The organism is Klebsiella sp. RHBSTW-00484 (assembly GCF_013705725.1).
Classification (GTDB): Bacteria; Pseudomonadota; Gammaproteobacteria; order Enterobacterales; family Enterobacteriaceae; genus Klebsiella.
On the sequence record NZ_CP055481.1, the window covers coordinates 3,962,300 to 3,980,623 of the forward strand.

The 18,324-nt window shown below is 55.6% G+C and carries 19 protein-coding genes; 15 read left to right on the forward strand and 4 right to left on the reverse strand.

Annotation, left to right across the window (positions count from 1 at the left end):
- The first annotated feature begins 513 nt into the window (after nt 1–513).
- From aqpZ to hcr, 4 genes are all read left to right on the forward strand, one after another.
- The gene (aqpZ, locus tag HV213_RS18745) at nt 514–1,209 is read left to right on the forward strand and encodes an aquaporin Z (protein WP_181482857.1); all 696 of its coding nucleotides are present in this window, start codon (nt 514–516) and stop codon (nt 1,207–1,209) included.
- A 116-nt stretch (nt 1,210–1,325) separates the two neighbouring features.
- On the forward strand, nt 1,326–2,225 hold the full coding sequence (locus HV213_RS18750; protein ID WP_110275227.1) for a LysO family transporter: 900 nt from the start codon (nt 1,326–1,328) through the stop codon (nt 2,223–2,225).
- 145 nt (nt 2,226–2,370) lie between these two features.
- On the forward strand, nt 2,371–4,023 hold the full coding sequence (hcp, locus tag HV213_RS18755; protein WP_181482858.1) for a hydroxylamine reductase: 1,653 nt from the start codon (nt 2,371–2,373) through the stop codon (nt 4,021–4,023).
- A gap of 11 nt (nt 4,024–4,034) precedes the next feature.
- Nucleotides 4,035–5,003 carry an NADH oxidoreductase gene (hcr, locus tag HV213_RS18760; protein ID WP_181482859.1) on the forward strand — a complete coding sequence of 323 codons (969 nt, stop codon included), beginning with the start codon at nt 4,035–4,037 and terminating at the stop codon, nt 5,001–5,003.
- Nucleotides 5,004–5,414: 411 nt separating this feature from the next.
- On the opposite strand, the gene HV213_RS18765 is transcribed toward hcr, so the two are convergent.
- On the reverse strand, nt 5,415–5,849 hold the full coding sequence (locus tag HV213_RS18765) for a DoxX family protein (protein WP_181482860.1): 435 nt from the start codon (nt 5,847–5,849) through the stop codon (nt 5,415–5,417).
- 151 nt (nt 5,850–6,000) lie between these two features.
- On the opposite strand from HV213_RS18765, the gene poxB reads away from it, so the two are divergent.
- Entirely contained in the window at nt 6,001–7,719 is a 1,719-nt protein-coding gene (gene poxB / locus HV213_RS18770) for a ubiquinone-dependent pyruvate dehydrogenase (protein ID WP_181482861.1), read from the forward strand.
- Between the two features lie 17 nt (nt 7,720–7,736).
- On the opposite strand, the gene HV213_RS18775 is transcribed toward poxB, so the two are convergent.
- Nucleotides 7,737–8,468 carry a GntR family transcriptional regulator gene (locus HV213_RS18775; RefSeq protein ID WP_181482862.1) on the reverse strand — a complete coding sequence of 244 codons (732 nt, stop codon included), beginning with the start codon at nt 8,466–8,468 and terminating at the stop codon, nt 7,737–7,739.
- A gap of 197 nt (nt 8,469–8,665) precedes the next feature.
- Here HV213_RS18775 and HV213_RS18780 point away from each other — a divergent pair, with 197 nt between their 5' ends.
- The 10 genes from HV213_RS18780 (at nt 8,666) to HV213_RS18825 (ending at nt 17,110) form a co-directional block, all read left to right on the forward strand.
- Nucleotides 8,666–9,022 (forward strand): PTS lactose/cellobiose transporter subunit IIA, encoded by a 357-nt coding sequence (locus HV213_RS18780; RefSeq protein WP_197975044.1) that lies wholly within the window; start codon nt 8,666–8,668, stop codon nt 9,020–9,022.
- A complete protein-coding gene (locus tag HV213_RS18785; RefSeq protein WP_181482863.1) occupies nt 8,994–9,350 on the forward strand; it encodes a PTS sugar transporter subunit IIB in 357 nt (118 codons plus the stop codon). The genes HV213_RS18780 and HV213_RS18785 overlap by 29 nt, the downstream gene beginning before the upstream one ends.
- Nucleotides 9,347–10,654 carry a PTS sugar transporter subunit IIC gene (locus HV213_RS18790; protein ID WP_181482864.1) on the forward strand — a complete coding sequence of 436 codons (1,308 nt, stop codon included), beginning with the start codon at nt 9,347–9,349 and terminating at the stop codon, nt 10,652–10,654. Before HV213_RS18785 ends, HV213_RS18790 begins: the two co-directional genes overlap by 4 nt.
- 21 nt (nt 10,655–10,675) lie before the next feature.
- Nucleotides 10,676–11,419 carry a glucosamine-6-phosphate deaminase gene (locus HV213_RS18795; protein ID WP_181482865.1) on the forward strand — a complete coding sequence of 248 codons (744 nt, stop codon included), beginning with the start codon at nt 10,676–10,678 and terminating at the stop codon, nt 11,417–11,419.
- Nucleotides 11,416–12,378: an aldo/keto reductase gene (locus tag HV213_RS18800; protein WP_181482866.1), complete on the forward strand. Its 963-nt coding sequence runs from the start codon at nt 11,416–11,418 to the stop codon at nt 12,376–12,378. The genes HV213_RS18795 and HV213_RS18800 overlap by 4 nt, the downstream gene beginning before the upstream one ends.
- Nucleotides 12,375–13,151, forward strand: a complete 777-nt coding sequence (locus HV213_RS18805) for a sugar phosphate isomerase/epimerase family protein (protein ID WP_181482867.1) — start codon at nt 12,375–12,377, stop codon at nt 13,149–13,151. The genes HV213_RS18800 and HV213_RS18805 overlap by 4 nt, the downstream gene beginning before the upstream one ends.
- A 15-nt stretch (nt 13,152–13,166) precedes the next feature.
- A complete protein-coding gene (locus HV213_RS18810; protein WP_181482868.1) occupies nt 13,167–13,451 on the forward strand; it encodes an HPr family phosphocarrier protein in 285 nt (94 codons plus the stop codon).
- An 80-nt stretch (nt 13,452–13,531) separates the two neighbouring features.
- Nucleotides 13,532–14,530 carry a low-specificity L-threonine aldolase gene (ltaE, locus tag HV213_RS18815; RefSeq protein ID WP_181482869.1) on the forward strand — a complete coding sequence of 333 codons (999 nt, stop codon included), beginning with the start codon at nt 13,532–13,534 and terminating at the stop codon, nt 14,528–14,530.
- A 36-nt stretch (nt 14,531–14,566) separates the two neighbouring features.
- A complete protein-coding gene (locus HV213_RS18820) occupies nt 14,567–16,000 on the forward strand; it encodes a DUF2867 domain-containing protein (protein WP_181482870.1) in 1,434 nt (477 codons plus the stop codon).
- A 96-nt stretch (nt 16,001–16,096) separates the two neighbouring features.
- Entirely contained in the window at nt 16,097–17,110 is a 1,014-nt protein-coding gene (locus HV213_RS18825) for an NAD-dependent epimerase/dehydratase family protein (protein WP_181482871.1), read from the forward strand.
- On the opposite strand, the gene HV213_RS18830 is transcribed toward HV213_RS18825, so the two are convergent.
- Complete coding sequence (locus HV213_RS18830; protein WP_181482872.1) at nt 17,107–17,937, reverse strand: N-acetylmuramoyl-L-alanine amidase; 831 nt, start codon at nt 17,935–17,937, stop codon at nt 17,107–17,109. The two genes, HV213_RS18825 and HV213_RS18830, sit on opposite strands and share 4 nt — an antisense overlap.
- Nucleotides 17,934–18,257 (reverse strand): heavy metal-binding domain-containing protein, encoded by a 324-nt coding sequence (locus HV213_RS18835; protein WP_112214675.1) that lies wholly within the window; start codon nt 18,255–18,257, stop codon nt 17,934–17,936. The genes HV213_RS18830 and HV213_RS18835 overlap by 4 nt, the downstream gene beginning before the upstream one ends.
- Between the last annotated feature and the right edge of the window lie 67 nt (nt 18,258–18,324).

Here is an 18,324-nt window from a genome sequence, read left to right on the forward strand (position 1 = left end):
TCCTCCGCTCGGTGGCCATTTTCTCCTTCAGTAATCAACAGTATATACCCGTCATACTTCAAGTTGCATGTACGTTGGCTTTCCTCGCTCACCCCAGTCACTTACTTCAGTAAGCTCCTGGGGATTCCCTGCGTCGCCGCCTTCCTGCAACTCGAATTATTTAGGGTATAGCGAGGCAAAGGGAAACATGACACAGCGGGTGTAAACGGGTTTTGATGGCCTGGCGCTTAAATTTTGGACATCACCTCTTATATTTCACGAAATTCAGAAAATAATTCATCACCTAAAGTCGTTATTTTAGTCATTTTTGCTCTACACTTTTAAGAATTCATCATGGCAAAAGGAATACCATCACCTTGTTCTAAATCAAATTACATCAATTTATTTAACTAGTCCCCGGATGGCAATCGTCCCTAGAATAGCGACGCTTTATTTTAATCGTGATTCTTTGTGTCGATAAATAAAGGCCGGCACGATAGTTCGTGCTTGTTTATGTTTTTTATTGAGGTGGTTATGTTTAGAAAATTAGCAGCAGAATGCTTTGGTACATTCTGGCTGGTGTTCGGTGGTTGCGGTAGCGCTGTTTTGGCTGCAGCATTCCCGGAGCTGGGAATTGGTTTTGCCGGTGTCGCACTGGCCTTCGGTTTAACCGTATTAACCATGGCGTATGCCGTCGGTCATATTTCCGGCGGGCACTTTAACCCGGCGGTGACTTTAGGGTTATGGGCCGGTGGCCGTTTTCCGGCCAAAGACGTTATTGGTTATATTATCGCCCAGGTTGTCGGCGGTATTATCGCCGCAGCTATTCTGTATGTTGTCGCCAGCGGTAAAGCCGGCTTTGACGCCGCCGCCAGCGGATTCGCGTCTAACGGTTACGGCGAACATTCTCCAGGCGGTTTCTCAATGCTTTCCGCCATTGTTATTGAGATTGTCCTGACCTGCGGTTTCCTGCTGGTTATTCACGGCGCGACAGATAAAAATGCACCGGCTGGATTTGCACCTATCGCTATTGGTCTGGCGCTGACCTTAATTCACCTGATCAGTATTCCAGTTACCAATACCTCCGTTAACCCGGCGCGTAGCACCGCGGTGGCTATTTTCCAGGGCGGTTGGGCATTGCAGCAGCTGTGGTTATTCTGGGTCATGCCGATTATTGGCGGCATCCTCGGCGGCGTGCTCTATCGCACCCTGCTGGAAAAACGCAATTAATTTCCCCCCCAGGCCCGGCATTGTCGGGCCTTTCTTTCTTTCGACTACTTTACTCAGTCCGGGGATTTGGGTAGTGTCAGTGACGCTATTTTCATTCTGCAAGGACCATGTCGTTCATGTTTTCGGGATTACTCATCATTCTACTGCCGTTGGTCGTAGGCTACCTTATTCCTCTCCATCAGCCGTCCGCCCTTAAACTTATCACACGACTTCTGAGCTGGATTGTCTACGTTATCCTCTTTTTCATGGGGATTAGCCTCGCCTTTCTCGATAATCTGGCCAGCAACCTGCTGGCGATCCTGCATTATGCGGCGGTCAGCGTGGTCATTATTATGCTGTGCAATATTGCAGCCCTGATGTGGCTGGAGCAGAAAATGCCGTGGCAAAATAAGCATCGCCAGGAAAAATTACCCTCGCGTATCGCCATGGCTCTGGAATCCCTTCAACTGTGCGGCGTTGTGCTGGTTGGTTTTCTCATCGGTCTGAGCGGCTTGTCTTTTTTACAACATGCCACCGAGGCCAGCGAATATACGCTGATCTTCCTTTTATTCCTCATCGGCATTCAGCTACGAAATAATGGAATGACGCTGCGGCAAATTGTGCTTAATCGTCGCGGCATGATTGTCGCGGTAGTGGTGATGGTCAGCTCATTATTGGGCGGCGTCATCAACGCCTTTATTCTCGACCTGCCGCTGAAAACTGGTCTGGCAATGGCTTCCGGATTCGGCTGGTATTCCCTCTCCGGGATCCTGCTGACCGAATCCTACGGGCCGGTAATTGGCAGCGCCGCGTTCTTTAACGATCTCGCCCGAGAGCTGCTGGCCATTATGCTTATTCCCGGCCTCGTTCGCCGTAGTCGTTCAACAGCGTTAGGTCTGTGCGGCGCGACATCAATGGACTTTACGTTGCCGGTATTACAGCGTTCCGGCGGCGTGGAAATCGTCCCGGCGGCGATTGTTCACGGCTTTATCCTCAGCCTGCTGGTGCCTATTTTGATGGCATTGTTCTCCGCTTAATACTCCTCTGGCGGTAGGTCTCTACCGCCAATTTTGCGCTAAATCAATATCCCTGCAAGTTGTATCAGAAATACCTTTTCTCTACGCTCGCTCGGGCATAACCTTAAACATGTATATTAAATATAACTTTAAAAAAGGTGTGACCATGTTTTGTGTGCAATGTGAACAAACCATCCGTACCCCGGCAGGGAACGGCTGCTCTTACGCGCAGGGTATGTGCGGGAAAACAGCCGAAACGTCCGATCTGCAGGATCTGCTGATTGCTTCCCTGCAAGGCCTGTCCGCATGGGCGGTTAAAGCTCGTGAATACGGCATCATCGACCATGAAATTGATAACTTTGCGCCGCGTGCCTTCTTCTCCACGCTGACCAACGTTAACTTCGACTCCCCGCGTATCGTTGGCTACGCTCGTGAAGCTATTGCCATGCGCGACGCGCTTAAAGCCCAGTGTCTGAACATTGATGCCAACGCCGTGGTCACCAACCCAATGGCCGACCTGCAGCTGGTCAGCGACGATCTGGGCGACCTGCAGCGTCAGGCGACAGAATTTACCCCAAATAAAGACAAAGCGGCGATTGGCGAGAACATTCTCGGCCTGCGCCTGCTGTGCCTGTACGGCCTGAAAGGCGCGGCAGCTTACATGGAGCACGCGCACGTTCTCGGGCAGTACGACAACGATATCTACGCCCAGTACCACAAGATTATGGCGTGGCTGGGCACCTGGCCTTCCGATATGAACGCTCTGCTGGAGTGCTCAATGGAAATCGGCCAGATGAACTTCAAAGTGATGAGCATTCTGGACGCGGGTGAAACCACCAAATACGGCCACCCGACGCCAACTCAGGTCAACGTCAAAGCGACCGAAGGTAAATGCATCCTGATCTCCGGCCACGACCTGAAAGACTTGTACAACCTGTTGGTACAAACCGAAGGCACCGGCGTTAACGTCTACACCCACGGTGAAATGCTGCCAGCGCACGGTTACCCGGAACTGCGTAAATTCAAACATCTGATCGGTAACTACGGCAGCGGCTGGCAGAACCAGCAGGTGGAATTCGCTCGTTTCCCTGGCCCTATCGTGATGACCTCTAACTGCATCATCGACCCAACCGTTGGCGCGTACGATGACCGTATCTGGACCCGCAGCATCGTCGGCTGGCCGGACGTAAGCCACCTGGAAGGCGATGACTTCGCGCCGGTTATCGCCCAGGCGCAGCAGATGGCAGGTTTCCCGTATAGCGAAATCCCGCATCTGATAACCGTCGGTTTCGGTCGTCAAACTCTGCTGGGCGCTGCTGATACGCTGATTGACCTGGTGAGCCGTGAAAAACTGCGTCATATCTTCCTCGTCGGCGGTTGCGACGGCGCGCGCGGTGAACGTAATTACTTCACCGACTTCGCCACCAGCGTACCGGACGACTGTCTGATCCTGACCCTGGCATGCGGTAAATACCGTTTCAACAAACTGGATTTCGGCGACATCGAAGGCCTGCCGCGTCTGGTGGATGCCGGTCAGTGTAACGATGCTTATTCGGCCATTATCCTGGCGGTCACCCTGGCGGAAAAACTGGGCTGCGGCGTGAATGACCTGCCGCTGTCTCTGGTGCTCTCCTGGTTTGAACAGAAAGCAATCGTCATTCTGCTGACCCTGCTGTCCCTGGGCGTAAAAAACATCGTCACCGGCCCGACTGCGCCTGGCTTCTTCACTCCGGACCTGCTGGCAGTTCTCAACGAGAAATTTGGTCTGCGTTCCGTGACCACCGTTGAAGAAGACATGAAGCAGTTGCTGAGCGCATAAGGAGTATTAGCATGACTTTGCCAACCAATCAGTGCCCATGGCGGATGCAGGTCCATCACGTTCACCAGGAGACGCCGGACGTCTGGACAATTTCGTTACTGTGCCACGATTACTACCCGTATCGCGCCGGACAGTATGCGCTGGTCAGCGTGCGTAACTCGGCGGAAACCCTGCGTGCTTACACCCTCTCTTCAACGCCGGGCGTTAGCGAGTACATTACGCTGACCGTTCGCCGGATTGACGAGGGTGCCGGTTCGCAGTGGCTAACCCGAGACGTGAAGCGCGGCGACTATATCTGGCTGTCTGATGCGATGGGTGAATTCACCTGTGAGGGTAAAGCAGAAGACAAGTTCCTGATGCTGGCTGCCGGCTGCGGCGTAACGCCGATTATGTCAATGCGCCGCTGGTTGGCGAAGTACCGCCCACAGGCCGATGTGCAGGTGATCTTCAACGTGCGTTCGCCGCAGGATGTGATTTTTGCCGACGAATGGCGTCAGTATCCGGTCACTCTGGTGGCGGAAAACAACGCAACCCACGGCTTTGTTCCCGGTCGACTAACCACTGAGCTACTGCAAAGCGTGCCGGATTTAACCTCACGTACCGTAATGACCTGCGGCCCGGCACCGTATATGGAGCTGGTCGAAAAAGAAGTGAAAGCGCTTGGCGTGACGCGCTTCTTTAAAGAGCAGTTCTTTACGCCAGTAGCCGAAGCCGCCACCAGCGGCCTGAAGTTCACCAAGCTTCAGCCAGCGAAAGAGTTCTATGCGCCGGTTGGCACCACGCTGCTGGATGCGCTGGAGAGTAATAAGGTTCCGGTGACCGTTGCCTGTCGCGCGGGCGTTTGCGGCTGCTGCAAAACGAAAGTTGTTTCCGGTGAGTATACGGTCAGCAGCACCATGACGCTGACCGATGCGGAAGTTGCCGATGGCTATGTGCTGGCCTGCTCCTGTCACCCACAGGGCGATTTAGTCCTGGCTTGATTATTCACGTTAACGATAGTGCCCACGCTACCCGGCGAACCGTCGGGTAGCATTTTCCCTTCTAAACGACTAACACCTGTGCGCTCTTTTGAAATTGCCCGGCGGCGCTTCGCTTGCGCGGGCCTACAGGTAATGCATAATATTTTGATATTGCTTGTTTTTGTAGGCCGGATAAGGCGCTAGCCGCCATCCGGCAAAGATGCGAGCACAATGGTTTGTCATTGCATTGGCTAATGCTGCCTGTACGGCAGTGAACAACGTCAAAACCGCGGCTCCCGAAACTCAACGTTTCTAAGCTGCCTGTACGGCAGCGAACTCCAACCAAATAACTCTAACTAATTGTTTATAAATAATAAATAAAAACCCTGGCATACGAGACGCAGCCAGGGTGAGGGAATAACTCAGCCGAACCTACCGCCAGGCCGAATTTCCGGCCACGGCGTAACGCCCCGCGCCCAGAAACGCCACCGCCAGCGCGCCGATAAAGAAATAGACCAGACTCTCAATGGCCCAGGCCCCTACCGCGTCCAGCGCGAAGGTTTTGCCCGTCCCGGCCATCAGCCAGGCGACGATCATTGTAAACGCCAGCACCAGCGCCGCCGGACGCGTCAGAATTCCCAGAATCAACAGACAAGGTGCAACCACCTCGCCCACTAATACGCCATAAGCGATAAAACCCGGCAATCCTTTTGCCACCAGCATGTTGCTGATTCCCCCTACGCCATCAAATAACTTATGCAACCCGTGAAACAGCATTAGCCCGCCGACGGCAAGTCGTAACAAGAGTTTGCCGAAGTCGTCATGGGATAGCATTTTATTAACTGAATTTAACAGCGATTTAACCATTTGAAATGATTCCTGTTTACCACTTTATGTGTACACACATTATCGGAATTTTCGCCTAATGAAACCAGCTGAAATTAAGGGGCAGCAGCGAGCGTAACGGCCAGATTCATCTAAGCTTGTAAGCGTTATCACAAAAAGGAGATGGAGAACCATGAAACAGACCGTGGCGGCATATATTGCTAAAACTCTTGAACAGGCTGGCGTTAAGCGTATTTGGGGCGTTACCGGAGATTCTCTCAATGGTTTAAGCGACAGCCTGAACCGGATGGGAACCATTGACTGGATGCCCACGCGCCATGAAGAAGTTGCCGCCTTCGCCGCCGGAGCGGAAGCGCAGCTGACCGGCGAGCTGGCAGTGTGCGCCGGTTCCTGCGGGCCGGGCAACCTGCACCTGATTAACGGTCTTTTCGACTGCCATCGCAATCACGTTCCGGTGCTGGCAATCGCCGCCCATATTCCATCCAGCGAAATCGGCAGCGGTTATTTCCAGGAAACCCACCCACAGGAGTTATTCCGCGAATGCAGCCACTACTGCGAGCTGGTCTCCTCCCCGGAGCAAATCCCGCAGGTGCTGGCTATCGCCATGCGCAAGGCGGTAATTAACCGCGGCGTATCGGTCGTGGTGCTGCCTGGCGACGTGGCGCTAAAAGCCGCGCCAGAAAGCGCCAGTAGCCACTGGTATCACGCGCCGCTGCCAGAAGTTACCCCGCAGGAAGAAGAACTCAAAAAGCTGGCCCAGTTGCTGCGCTACTCAAGCAATATCGCCCTGATGTGCGGCAGCGGCTGCGCCGGCGCGCATAAAGAGCTGGTGGAGTTCGCCGCGAAGCTAAAAGCCCCCATCGTCCACGCCCTGCGCGGGAAAGAGCATGTGGAATACGACAACCCCTACGATGTCGGCATGACCGGGCTGATCGGCTTCTCCTCCGGTTTCCACACCATGATGAACGCCGATACTCTGGTGCTGCTCGGCACCCAATTCCCCTATCGCGCCTTCTATCCGACTGACGCCAAAATCATTCAGATCGACATTAATCCGGGCAGCATTGGCGCGCATAGCAAAGTCGATATGGCGCTGGTCGGCGATATTAAATCCACCCTCAGGGCGCTACTACCGCATCTGGAAGAGAAAACCGACCGCAAGTTCCTCGATAAGGCGCTGGAACACTATCGCGATGCGCGTAAAGGGCTTGATGATCTGGCGAAGCCCAGCGAGAAAACCATCCACCCGCAGTACCTGGCGCAGCAGATTAGCCACTTTGCCGATGACGACGCCATTTTTACCTGCGACGTCGGTACGCCAACCGTCTGGGCCGCACGTTATCTGAAGATGAACGGTAAACGCCGCCTGCTGGGTTCGTTCAACCATGGATCAATGGCCAACGCCATGCCGCAGGCCATCGGTGCGAAAGCCACGGCTCCGGAACGTCAGGTGGTCGCGATGTGCGGCGACGGCGGCTTTAGTATGCTGATGGGGGATTTTCTCTCGCTGGCGCAGATGAAGCTGCCGGTGAAAATTATCATCTTCAATAACAGCATTCTCGGCTTCGTGGCCATGGAGATGAAAGCCGGAGGCTATCTCACCGACGGTACCGAGCTGCACGACACCAACTTTGCCCGCATCGCCGAAGCCTGCGGTATCAAAGGCATTCGTGTAGAAAACGCGGCGGACGTTGACGAAGCGCTGCAAACCGCCTTCAGCACCGACGGTCCAGTGCTGGTGGATGTGGTCGTCGCCAAAGAAGAGCTGGCGATCCCGCCGCAAATCAAGCTGGAGCAGGCCAAAGGCTTCAGCCTGTATATGCTGCGGGCGATTATCAGCGGACGCGGTGACGAAGTACTCGATCTGGCGAAAACCAACTGGCTGCGTTAACTCGCGGCTGCGGGCGTTTATCCACTGACGAAACGAAACGTCAGCGGGTAGCGCTCGCTATTGGCCCATCCTCGCGTAAATTCAAACGGAACGTTATCTTTGCGCCGGGATGCCAGACGCTCAACGCGCATGCAGGGCTGGCCGGAAGAGATATCCAGCTTCTTAGCCATATCCGCCTCCGGCAAGCAGGGGAAATAGCTCTCCTGCGCCGCGATGCTCAGCAAGTAAAATCGTTCTCCCAGCACGTTATACAGTCCCGTCGTTTCCACTTCCTCACGCTGTAAATCTGGAAACAGCGCCAACGGCAGACAGGTCTCTTCATACAGCGCAGGAAGACTATTAGTAAAGCGCAGACGCACCATAAATATCACTAAATCACTGGCCGAAAGATGCAGCTTTTGCTGCTGTTCAGCATTCGCCAGCTGCTGCGTAAACGTGAGGATAGAGGTACTGGCTTTCAGGCTATGCTGGGCCATATTCTCCGAAAAACTCAGCGGCTGATGGCGTCGGGCTTCAATCGGCGGACAGGTGACGCGCGTCCCGACCCCCTGTTTTTTTACCACATACCCTCTTTCCGCCAGCATCTCTACGGCCGCCCGCAGCGTCGCCCGCCCGCCGCTATACTGCCCCACCAGCTCACCTTCGCTGGGCAGCATGTCGCCCACTCTAAACTCCCCGCGTTCTATCCGTCCTTTCAGATCCAGAGCTATTTGAACATACAATGGGTTAGCACTTTCCAGTTCGTCCACGTTCCTCTCCCGCCCACACGTTTTAATTATCGAATTTCGTTATGCCAGAGATCCACACTCATCGCATGCTGAATTAACACCCACTTTTTGATGAAAATGTGATCAAGCCTATGGACGCCAGTATACCCGATTCTCTATCTTGTTCAAACATTCGGATGTTTGAATGTTTGAACAAATACCGCAATAAAGGAGGCACCGTGAATACCTCGACCATCGATACCGAAGAGATCAGTTTCCAGATTATTGCCTGCGCCGGTGATGCGCTTAGCAAAATGCATCAGGCGCTGGCGTGCAGCAAGGCACAGCAGTTTTCTGAAGCCACCCGCTTGATGCAGGAGGCCAACGCAAGCCTGAATGAAGGCCACAATTCGCATACGCGTTTACTGGTCGCCGAAAGCGAAGGTGCCTGCGCAAGCTATTCCACTCTACTCACCCACGCACAGGATTCGCTAATGAATGCCCTGCTGGCACACACCCTTTTCCAGGAATTTATCGAAATCTATCAGCACCTAAACGGAGCCCGCGATGAATCTTTCAACGTTAACGCATCTTAATATTCTGCTGGTTTGTAACCTGGGCGCGTCTACCGGCGTCATGGTGAGTAAAATGCGCGCGATCGCCGCCGATAGCGAAAAGTTACGCGCCATTAAGATCAATATTGAGGCCCATCCGGCTGGATTACTGGTCGAGAAAATCAGCGAGTTTGACGTCGTGCTGCTGGGGCCGCAAATCAAACACCGCCTGGCGGAACTGGAAGCTATTTGCCGTGAGCACCAGCGGCCGATTGGGGTTATCGACGTCCGGGATTACGGCACCGTAAACGGCGGCAATATTCTGAAAACCGCCATTCTGCTGCGCCTGGGTCAGGAGACAAATCCATGAGCCGGGCAAATTCCTTTATCACCTGGCTGGAGCATTGGCTCACGCCGGTTGCAGCCCGTATAGAGAGGCAGCGGCATATCTCCTCCATCAAAAATGGCATGATCGCGCTGATGGCGGTATTAATGGTCGGCTCCATCTCGCTGATGTTAATGGGAATTGGCGGCATGTTCCCTCAGGATAGTGCCGTCCACCTGTGGTTCAACCATTACAACGACCTGATTAGCCTCCCTTTTCAGTTTACCTTTGGCCTGCTGTCTATTTATTGTGCCGCCTCGGTAGCCTGGCATCACGCCCAGCAAATGCAGGTCCCGATCCTGCCCGCGATCACCGGTTCGATGATGGCGACCCTGATGCTGAACGTGAGCATCGTCGACGGCAAAATGGTGACGGATTACCTCGATTCACGAGGATTATTCGTCGCGCTGATCGCCTCGCTCGGCACCGTTGAGCTGATGGCGCTCTTTATTCGCAAGCGCATCACCATTCGCATCAACGGCCTGCCCGCAGGTATCGCACAAACATTTGAATCGATTATCCCACTGCTGGTTTCGCTGATCGCCGCAACCATCGTGCATGGGGTGGTCGCTAATCTGTCCGGAGGGTTGATCCTGCCGCAGGTGCTGATGAGCCTGCTGGCCCCGGCCTTCAACAGCATCGATACCCCGCAGGCCGTCTTTCTGATCTCGTTTCTGGAGATGATTTTCTGGTTTATCGGCCTGAACGGCTACGCCATTATCGTCGGCGTGGTACTGCCCTTTATGACCCAGTACCTGGCTGAAAATGCGGCTGCATTCGCCGCGGGTGCGCCGATCCCACACGTGTTTGCGCCGAATTTCTGGGATTATTTCCTCGGCTTTTCCGGCTCAGGCATCACTGGCGCATTGGTCATTTTATCGTTACGCAGCCGTTCGCAGGAGCTACGCGCCGTCGGTAAAGCCGCCGTGGTCCCGGCTATTTTTACTATCTCCGAACCGGTGGTGTTTGGCCTGCCCGTCGCCTGGAATCCCTGGTTCTTTATTCCCTTTGTGCTGGGTACGCCAACGATTGGCGTCATGAGCTGGTACATCTTCCATTGGGGTTGGGTTCGCCCGCCGGTCACCAACGTCGGCGCAACACCTATTCCGCTGGCGCAGTACCTCTCAACCATGGACTGGCGCGCGGTTATTCTGGGATTTGCCATCCTCGGCATCGCCACCCTCGTCTACTACCCCTTCTTTCGGCTTTACGAACGCAGCCTGCTGCAGAAAACGCAGCAGCAGGATAGCCGTCAGGCAGCCTTCGACAGCCTGGACCTGGATTTTTGATTGAGAAATAAGGACCTGAGTATGCATATTTATCACCAAGACACGGCGGATCAACTGGCACAAGCCATCAGCTTACGCATCGCGGCACAGCTACAGGAGCGGCCCGATAGCCTGTTATGTCTGGCGGGGGGAGAAACCACGCTGCCCGTGTTTCGCGCCTGCGTCGCCGCACAGCAGGCTGGCCTGGCGGATTTTAGCCGCTGCCGCTTTGTCAGCCTTGATGAGTGGATCGGCCTTGGCCGCGAGGACGTCGGCAGCTGCCTGCAAACGCTGAGCGATGAGTTATTTCAGCCTCTGGCGTTAAGGAACGAACAGATCGTGTTCTTTGACGGTCAAGCGGCGGATTTGCAAAATGAATGCCGAAGAATCGACGCGGTCATCGCCGCCCATGGCGGTCTGGATCTGGTGGTGCTTGGGGTGGGCATGAATGGTCATATCGGTTTCAACGAACCGGGCGTCAATGGCGAGCAAAACAGCCATATCGAACCGCTGGATGAGGTCACCCGCACCATCGCCCCGAAATACTTCAACCGTCCGCAGCCGGTCACACAGGGCATCACTCTGGGCATTCAGCAACTGCGCACGGCGCGACAAATTTTGCTGATGATCACTGGTGATCACAAAACTGACATCGCTGAACGGTTTATCAACACGCCTGTTGGCCCACATTTCCCCGCCAGCCTGCTGCGTGATTTACCGCAAACGACCTTCTGGACGGACAGGGCACTTCCTCACGCCGATATTTCTCAGGAGGCGATACGATGAAACAAATAGCGCTGCGCGGCTGGAACGATGGCAAACCGTTCACCTTCTCCTGTAGCCAACTGGTGCTGGGCTCGGCGAACTGCTTATGTAAGGATCGCCGGGAGGAAGCTTTTGCCCTGCTGGACGCCTTCTTCGCCGCTGGCGGTAACACGTTTGATGTTGCACGCCACTACCGCGCCAGCGAGACGGTAGTAGGCGACTGGATTGCACAACGCGGCCTACGCGAGCAGGTGCGGATAGCCACCAAAGGCGGTCACCCCACGCGCGAGGAGCCCGAACGTTCGCGCATCACTCCACCCGCCATCGATGAAGACATCTTCACCAGCCTTGAACAACTGCAGACGAATTATATCGACCTGTACGCCCTGCATCGGGACGATCCCAGCGTCGACGTTTCATCGTTAATGTCCTGCCTGCATGAACATGTCCTTAAGGGCAGGATCCGCGCCATCGGCGTGTCAAACTGGTCTCAGGCGAGGATCACCGAAGCGCAGAATTTTATTGCGCGCCACGGACTTACGCCATTGAGCTTTAACAGTCCGCAGTTAAGCCTTGCGCAAAGCCGGGTCCCCCGTTGGCCAGGGTGTGTTAGCGCCGCCCCACAGATGCAGCAGTGGCATCAGCAAACGCAGCTCCCGCTGATTGCCTGGTCATCGCAAGCCGGAGGCTTTTTTTCCGGGCTGTACGGTCCAAACCGGCTGCCGCAGGAACAAGAGATGGTCGACGCCTTTTGCTTTGATGACAACTGGCAACGATTGAGCCGCGCTCAGCAACTGGCGCAGCGTAAAAACGTCAACGCCATCAATATCGCCCTGGCCTGGGTGCTGGCCCGCCCCTTCCCCTGCGCGGCAATCATCGGCCCTGAAACCCCCGCTGAATTAGCGGATTGCCTGCGCGCGGCGGCGTTAACGCTAACGACAGAGGAACTTAACTGGCTGGAAACAGGAGACAAAGCATGAACTGCGGAAAATTTGCCGTACAGCTCTATACCTTACGCCACGCGCTCACCGAGGATTTCGCCGGAACACTACGCGAAGTCAAAAAGATGGGCTGGAAAGCGGTGCAAATAGATGGCCTGCGTGGGCACAGTGCGGAGGAAGTCAAAGATATCTTGCGCGAAACCAATCTGAAGGTCGCCGGAATGCATATCAGTCCGCAGAGAATGGTCAATGACCTGGATGCGGTGGTTTACGAAGGGCTGCTGTTCGGCACGAAGACCATGTTTTGCCATTATCTCGAACCGGAGCGACAGAATGAGTCGGGCTACCGGGAGATTAAATCACAGCTGCTGGGCGTCGCCGATAAGCTCGCGAAGCTCGGCTGGCGCGTCGGTTACCACAATCACGAGTTTGAGTTTCAGTCGCAGGTGGATGGGCTCGTCGCCCATGACTATCTGATGGCACCAGAGAATAACCGCTGTCTGTATCCAGAAATTGATACTTATTGGGTCAAATATGCCGGGTTCGATCCGCTTAGCTGCATCGAAAAATACCCCTACCGCATTCCTATCCTGCATCTGAAGGATATCTATGCCGACCCGGCACTCGGCTACCCGGAATCGCTGGCCGAAATTGGCCGCGGAAGTATTGATTTCCTGCCCATCCTGCAATGGGGTGAGCGCTACGGCGTTGAATATTACGCCGTTGAACAGGATATCTGCCCTGGCAACCCGCTTGATAGCCTGGCCATCAGCCTGGAGAATTTACAGCGACTGGCACAAAAATGCGCCTGATCGAGGAGTCTTATCGTGAATTATCTACAAGCACATATTCGCATTCGCAACCCTAGCGGCCTGCATGCCCGCCCTGCGGCGCAGTTAGTCAAAACCGTTAAGGCACTGGATTTCCCGGTGGAGATTGCCCATACGCGGCATCCGGAGCGCTTCGTCAATGCGGGCAGTTTAATGAAGCTCCTCGGCCTCGGCGTCAGCCGCGGGGATGAGATAATCCTGCGCCTGCCCGCCGGAAAAGCGGCGGAAATGGTCAATTTGCAGGCGTTGATTAATGCCGGGCTGGGGGAGAATATCGATTAAACGGACTTTTCCTTCTCCAGAGTGGCGTAAGCCTGGAACTTCCGGTACAAATTGAAGACAACTCTTGAGAAGGAATTTATATGATTGATTTACGCAGTGATACCGTCACCCGCCCGGGCCGCGCCATGCTGGAAGCGATGATGGCCGCCCCGGTCGGGGACGATGTTTATGGCGATGACCCGACGGTAAATGAACTTCAGCGCTACGCCGCAGAACTGGCGGGCAAAGAAGCGGCAATCTTCCTGCCGACCGGCACCCAGGCCAACCTCGTGGGCTTACTCAGCCACTGCCAGCGCGGCGAAGAGTATATCGTCGGCCAGGGCGCGCATAACTATCTCTACGAAGCCGGTGGCGCAGCGGTGCTCGGCAGCATCCAACCGCAACCGATCGACGCAGCTGCAGATGGCTCCCTGCCGCTGGATAAAGTCGCCGCCAAGATTAAGCCGGACGATATCCATTTCGCCCCCACTCGCCTGCTCACCCTTGAAAACACCCATAATGGCAAGGTGCTGCCGCGTGAATATCTTAAAGAAGCATGGGAATTCACCCGTGAACGCGGCCTGGGGCTGCACGTTGACGGCGCGCGTATTTTCAACGCCGTAGTGGATTACGGCTGCGAGCTGCGCGATATCACGCAGTACTGCGACTCATTCACTATCTGCCTGTCAAAAGGCCTCGGCGCGCCGATAGGTTCTCTGCTGGTGGGGAGCCAGGAGTACATTCACCGCGCTATTCGCTGGCGAAAAATGGTCGGCGGCGGGATGCGCCAGGCGGGGATTCTGGCGGCGGCGGGTCTGTATGCCTTGCAGAATAACGTCGAGCGTTTAAAAGAAGATCACGACAACGCCGCATGGATGGCGGAGCAACTGCGCGCTATCGGCGCTGACGTTATGCGTCATGATACCAATATGCTGTTTATCCGCGTCGGCGAAGAACATGCCGCGCTGGGTGAATATTTGCGCGGGCACGGTGTGTTGATCAACGCCTCACCGGCCGTGCGTCTGGTGACGCATATTGACGTGAATCGCCAGCAGCTTGCCGAGGTGGTGAACCACTGGCAGGCGTTTCTGAATCGTTAAAGCGAATTGTTAAGGTGAATCGTTAAGGAGTCCGGCGTGTCGCAACGAATTCTGGTGCTTGGCGCCAGCGGTTATATCGGTCAGCATTTGGTGAAAAGCCTCAGCGAGCAAGGTTTTCCGGTGCTGGCGGCGGCACGCCACATCGACAGGCTCAAAAAACAGAACCTCCCCAGCGTCGAGTGTCATCAGCTCGATTTAAACCAACCAGATGCGCTCCCCGCTCTGCTGGCGCAGGCCGATACCGTCTACTACCTGGTTCACGGAATGGGCGAAGGCGGCGACTTTATCCGTCATGAGCATCAGGTTGCGCTGAACGTGCGCGACGCCCTGCGCCAGGTCCCGGTCCGCGAAGTGATTTTCCTGAGTTCGCTTCAGGTTGCGGAACAAGAGCAATCCGACCATCTGCGCGCCCGCCAGGTCACCGCCGACCTGCTCCGCGAATCGAGCGTTCCGGTGACTGAAGTCAGGGCGGGCATTATCGTCGGAGCGGGCTCCGCCGCCTTCGAAGTGATGCGCGATATGGTTTACAACCTGCCGGTACTGACGCCGCCGCGCTGGGTGCGCTCGCGCACAACCCCGATTGCGCTGGAAAATTTGCTCTACTATCTGGTGCAGTTGCTTAATCATCCCGCCCACGAGCATCGCGTTTTTGAAGCCGCCGGGCCGGAGGTTTTAAGCTATCAGCAACAGTTCACCCGTTTTATGGCGGTTAGCGGCAAGCACCGTCTGCTGATCCCCATCCCCTTCCCGACCAGCTGGATTTCGGTGTGGTTTCTCAACGTCATTACTTCGGTGCCGCCCACCATCGCCAAAGCGCTGATCCAGGGTCTGAAACATGACCTGATCGCCGACGATCGCTCTCTGCGGGCGCTCATTCCCCAACCACTGATCGCTTTCGATGAGGCGGTGCGCCGCACACTCGAAGAAGAGGAGCAACTGGTGAACTCCAGCGACTGGGGCTACGATGCGCAGGCCTTCGCCCGCTGGCGGCCGGAGTACGGTTACTTCCCGAAACAGGCGGGCTGTACCGTTAACACGCCTGCCAGCCTGGACGCGCTGTGGAAGGTGGTCAACCAAATTGGCGGCAAAGAGGGCTACTTCTTCGGTAACGTCCTGTGGAAAACTCGCGGCGCGATGGATTTGCTGGTCGGCCATCGGCTGGCAAAAGGCCGCCCGGAAAAAGAATATTTGCAGACCGGCGACGCGGTGGACAGCTGGAAGGTGATTATCGTCGAGCCGGAAAAGCAGCTCACGTTGTTATTCGGCATGAAAGCCCCCGGCCTTGGTCGCCTGAGCTTTACCCTGCGCGATAAAGGCGATCATCGCGAGCTGGACGTTCGCGCCTGGTGGCATCCGCACGGTATGCCAGGCCTGTTCTACTGGCTGCTGATGATCCCGGCACATCTGTTTATTTTTCGCGGCATGGCGCGACGTATCGCCCGGCTAGCGGAGCAAATCACCAGCCAATAGAATATTTGTATAACATTCTTTCATGATTCTCATTGCATCGTCGTTAGAATCACGGAAAAATGCGCACGAAATTCTTTTGTGGAACAGTGGAACGATATGAAGGTACTGGTTACCGGTGCGACCAGCGGATTAGGCCGCAACGCAGTGGAATATCTGCGTAACAAGGGCATCAGCGTCAGAGCGACCGGGCGTAACGAAGCGATGGGCAAGCTTCTGTGCAAAATGGGCGCCGAGTTCGTTCCCGCGGACTTAACCGAGCTGGTCTCCTCGCAGGCCAAAGTGATGCTCGCCGGTATCGATACCCTGTGGCACTGTTCCAGCTTTACCTCGCCGTGGGGCACCCAGCAGGCCTTCGATTTAGCCAACGTTCGCGCCACCCGTCGCCTCGGTGAATGGGCGGTCGCCTGGGGTGTGCGCAACTTCGTACATATCTCTTCGCCATCGCTCTATTTTGATTATCACCATCATCGCGATATTCAGGAAGATTTTCGCCCAAACCGGTTCGCCAACGAGTTTGCCCGCAGTAAAGCGGCAAGCGAAGAGGTGATCAATTTGCTGGCCCAGGCTAACCCGAATACCCGTTTTACGATTTTGCGCCCGCAGAGCCTCTTTGGCCCGCATGATAAAGTATTTATCCCGCGCCTGGCGCAGATGATGCAGCACTACGGCAGCGTTCTGTTACCGCGCGGCGGCAGCGCGCTGGTGGATATGACCTATTATGAAAACGCAGTGCACGCGATGTGGCTCGCCAGCCAACCGCAGTGCGACCGTCTGCCTTCGGCTCGCGCCTACAACATCACTAACGGCGAACCGCAATCCCTGCACAGCATTGTGCAGAAGCTTATTGATGAGCTGGGGATTAAGTGCCGCATCCGCTCGGTCCCTTATCCGATGCTGGATATCATCGCCCGCAGCATGGAGCACTTTGGCAATAAGTCAGCTAAGGAACCCGCATTCACCCACTACGGCGTATCTAAGCTGAACTTTGATTTCACTCTCGACATCACCCGCGCCCAGCAGGAGCTAGGCTACCAGCCGGTGGTGACGATGGATGGAGGCATCATCCGTACCGCCGCATGGCTAAAAGACCACGGTAAACTGCACCTCTAACCCCGACCGTACTTTTCCAGCAGCGCTTCAGCAATCGCCAGCGTTTGGGCATCGGCAACGCCATCCCAGCGCGCTGGGCGGAAGTGCATCTGGAATGCCATAATCACTCGCTTCTGCTGCGCTGGGGTCATTTCCGGCGCCACCTGATAGCCGTAACGCGACAGCACATCCAGCAGCTCTGCCGTATCCACCGGTTCGTATGACGGGCGGCCTTGCAGATAAAACGCCACCCGCTGCGCATCCGGCCATGCGCCTATCCCCTGCTCCGCCAGCCTGTGCCACGGGAAAAGCGGCCCCGGATCGTCTTTACGCTGCGGAGCAATGTCTGCATGGGCAACAACGTTCTGCGGCGCAATGTGGTAGCGGGCGATAATATCTTTCGCCAGCGGGATCAGGGCGTCAATCTGCGCCGGATTAAACGGCGTGAAGCTTTTTACCCCCGCCGTTTTTTGCCAGCCGCGATTCTCCAGCTCAATACCAATCGAGGTATCGTTAATGCGTGTGCTGCCGCGCCAGAAGCTGACTCCCGCATGCCAGGCCAGATCTTCTTCCGGCACCAGCTGCCAGATCCGCGGCTTGCCGTTGTGCCGCGGCGGCTTCTCTGGGATCAGGTAGTGGGAACTCACCTGATTATCCGTCAGCGTCGCCAGCGAAACGTCAAAATCATCGGCGGTGTAGTGGATCACCAACACCTTGATGCGCGGATAAGCCGCCTGCGCCGGGTGGCGCGTATCCAGCTGATAGCCGTCGCGATCGACAATCCCTTTTTCCGTGGCGCAGCCCGCCAACAGCAGCGCGAGCAGGACGCCAGCCCGGCAAATTCTCATCGCCGGGTCTTCACCGCAGTACCGCTGACGCTCACCATCAGCATGCTGCTATCTTTGCCGACGGTTTCGTAATCAATATCGATACCGACTATCGCATCCGCACCCAGCGCTTTCGCCTGCTCGCTCATCTCTTCGAAAGCGATTTCCCGCGCCTTACGCAACTCTTTTTCATAGGCACCGGAACGACCGCCGACGATATCGCGAATGCTGGCGAAAAAATCGCGGAACACGTTGGCACCGAGAATCGCTTCCCCCGTGACGACGCCGCAGTACTCGATAATGGGCTGACCTTCCAGGGTCGGGGTGGTTGAGAATTGCATGATAAAACTCCTTCTTTAGCGTTCAATGCGTTAGCTCTAAGGGTCAAGCACAATCCCTATCTGATAC

Bases quoted from the DNA above. Each gene is read 5' to 3' on its own strand.
- aqpZ (WP_181482857.1), top strand. From the start codon at position 514: ATGTTTAGAAAATTAGCAGCAGAATGCTTTGGTACATTCTGGCTGGTG.
- HV213_RS18750 (WP_110275227.1), top strand. From the start codon at position 1,326: ATGTTTTCGGGATTACTCATCATTCTACTGCCGTTGGTCGTAGGCTAC.
- hcp (WP_181482858.1), top strand. From the start codon at position 2,371: ATGTTTTGTGTGCAATGTGAACAAACCATCCGTACCCCGGCAGGGAAC.
- hcr (WP_181482859.1), top strand. From the start codon at position 4,035: ATGACTTTGCCAACCAATCAGTGCCCATGGCGGATGCAGGTCCATCAC.
- HV213_RS18765 (WP_181482860.1), bottom strand. From the start codon at position 5,849: ATGGTTAAATCGCTGTTAAATTCAGTTAATAAAATGCTATCCCATGAC.
- poxB (WP_181482861.1), top strand. From the start codon at position 6,001: ATGAAACAGACCGTGGCGGCATATATTGCTAAAACTCTTGAACAGGCT.
- HV213_RS18785 (WP_181482863.1), top strand. From the start codon at position 8,994: ATGAATCTTTCAACGTTAACGCATCTTAATATTCTGCTGGTTTGTAAC.
- HV213_RS18790 (WP_181482864.1), top strand. From the start codon at position 9,347: ATGAGCCGGGCAAATTCCTTTATCACCTGGCTGGAGCATTGGCTCACG.
- HV213_RS18795 (WP_181482865.1), top strand. From the start codon at position 10,676: ATGCATATTTATCACCAAGACACGGCGGATCAACTGGCACAAGCCATC.
- HV213_RS18800 (WP_181482866.1), top strand. From the start codon at position 11,416: ATGAAACAAATAGCGCTGCGCGGCTGGAACGATGGCAAACCGTTCACC.
- HV213_RS18805 (WP_181482867.1), top strand. From the start codon at position 12,375: ATGAACTGCGGAAAATTTGCCGTACAGCTCTATACCTTACGCCACGCG.
- ltaE (WP_181482869.1), top strand. From the start codon at position 13,532: ATGATTGATTTACGCAGTGATACCGTCACCCGCCCGGGCCGCGCCATG.
- HV213_RS18825 (WP_181482871.1), top strand. From the start codon at position 16,097: ATGAAGGTACTGGTTACCGGTGCGACCAGCGGATTAGGCCGCAACGCA.
- HV213_RS18830 (WP_181482872.1), bottom strand. From the start codon at position 17,937: ATGAGAATTTGCCGGGCTGGCGTCCTGCTCGCGCTGCTGTTGGCGGGC.
- HV213_RS18835 (WP_112214675.1), bottom strand. From the start codon at position 18,257: ATGCAATTCTCAACCACCCCGACCCTGGAAGGTCAGCCCATTATCGAG.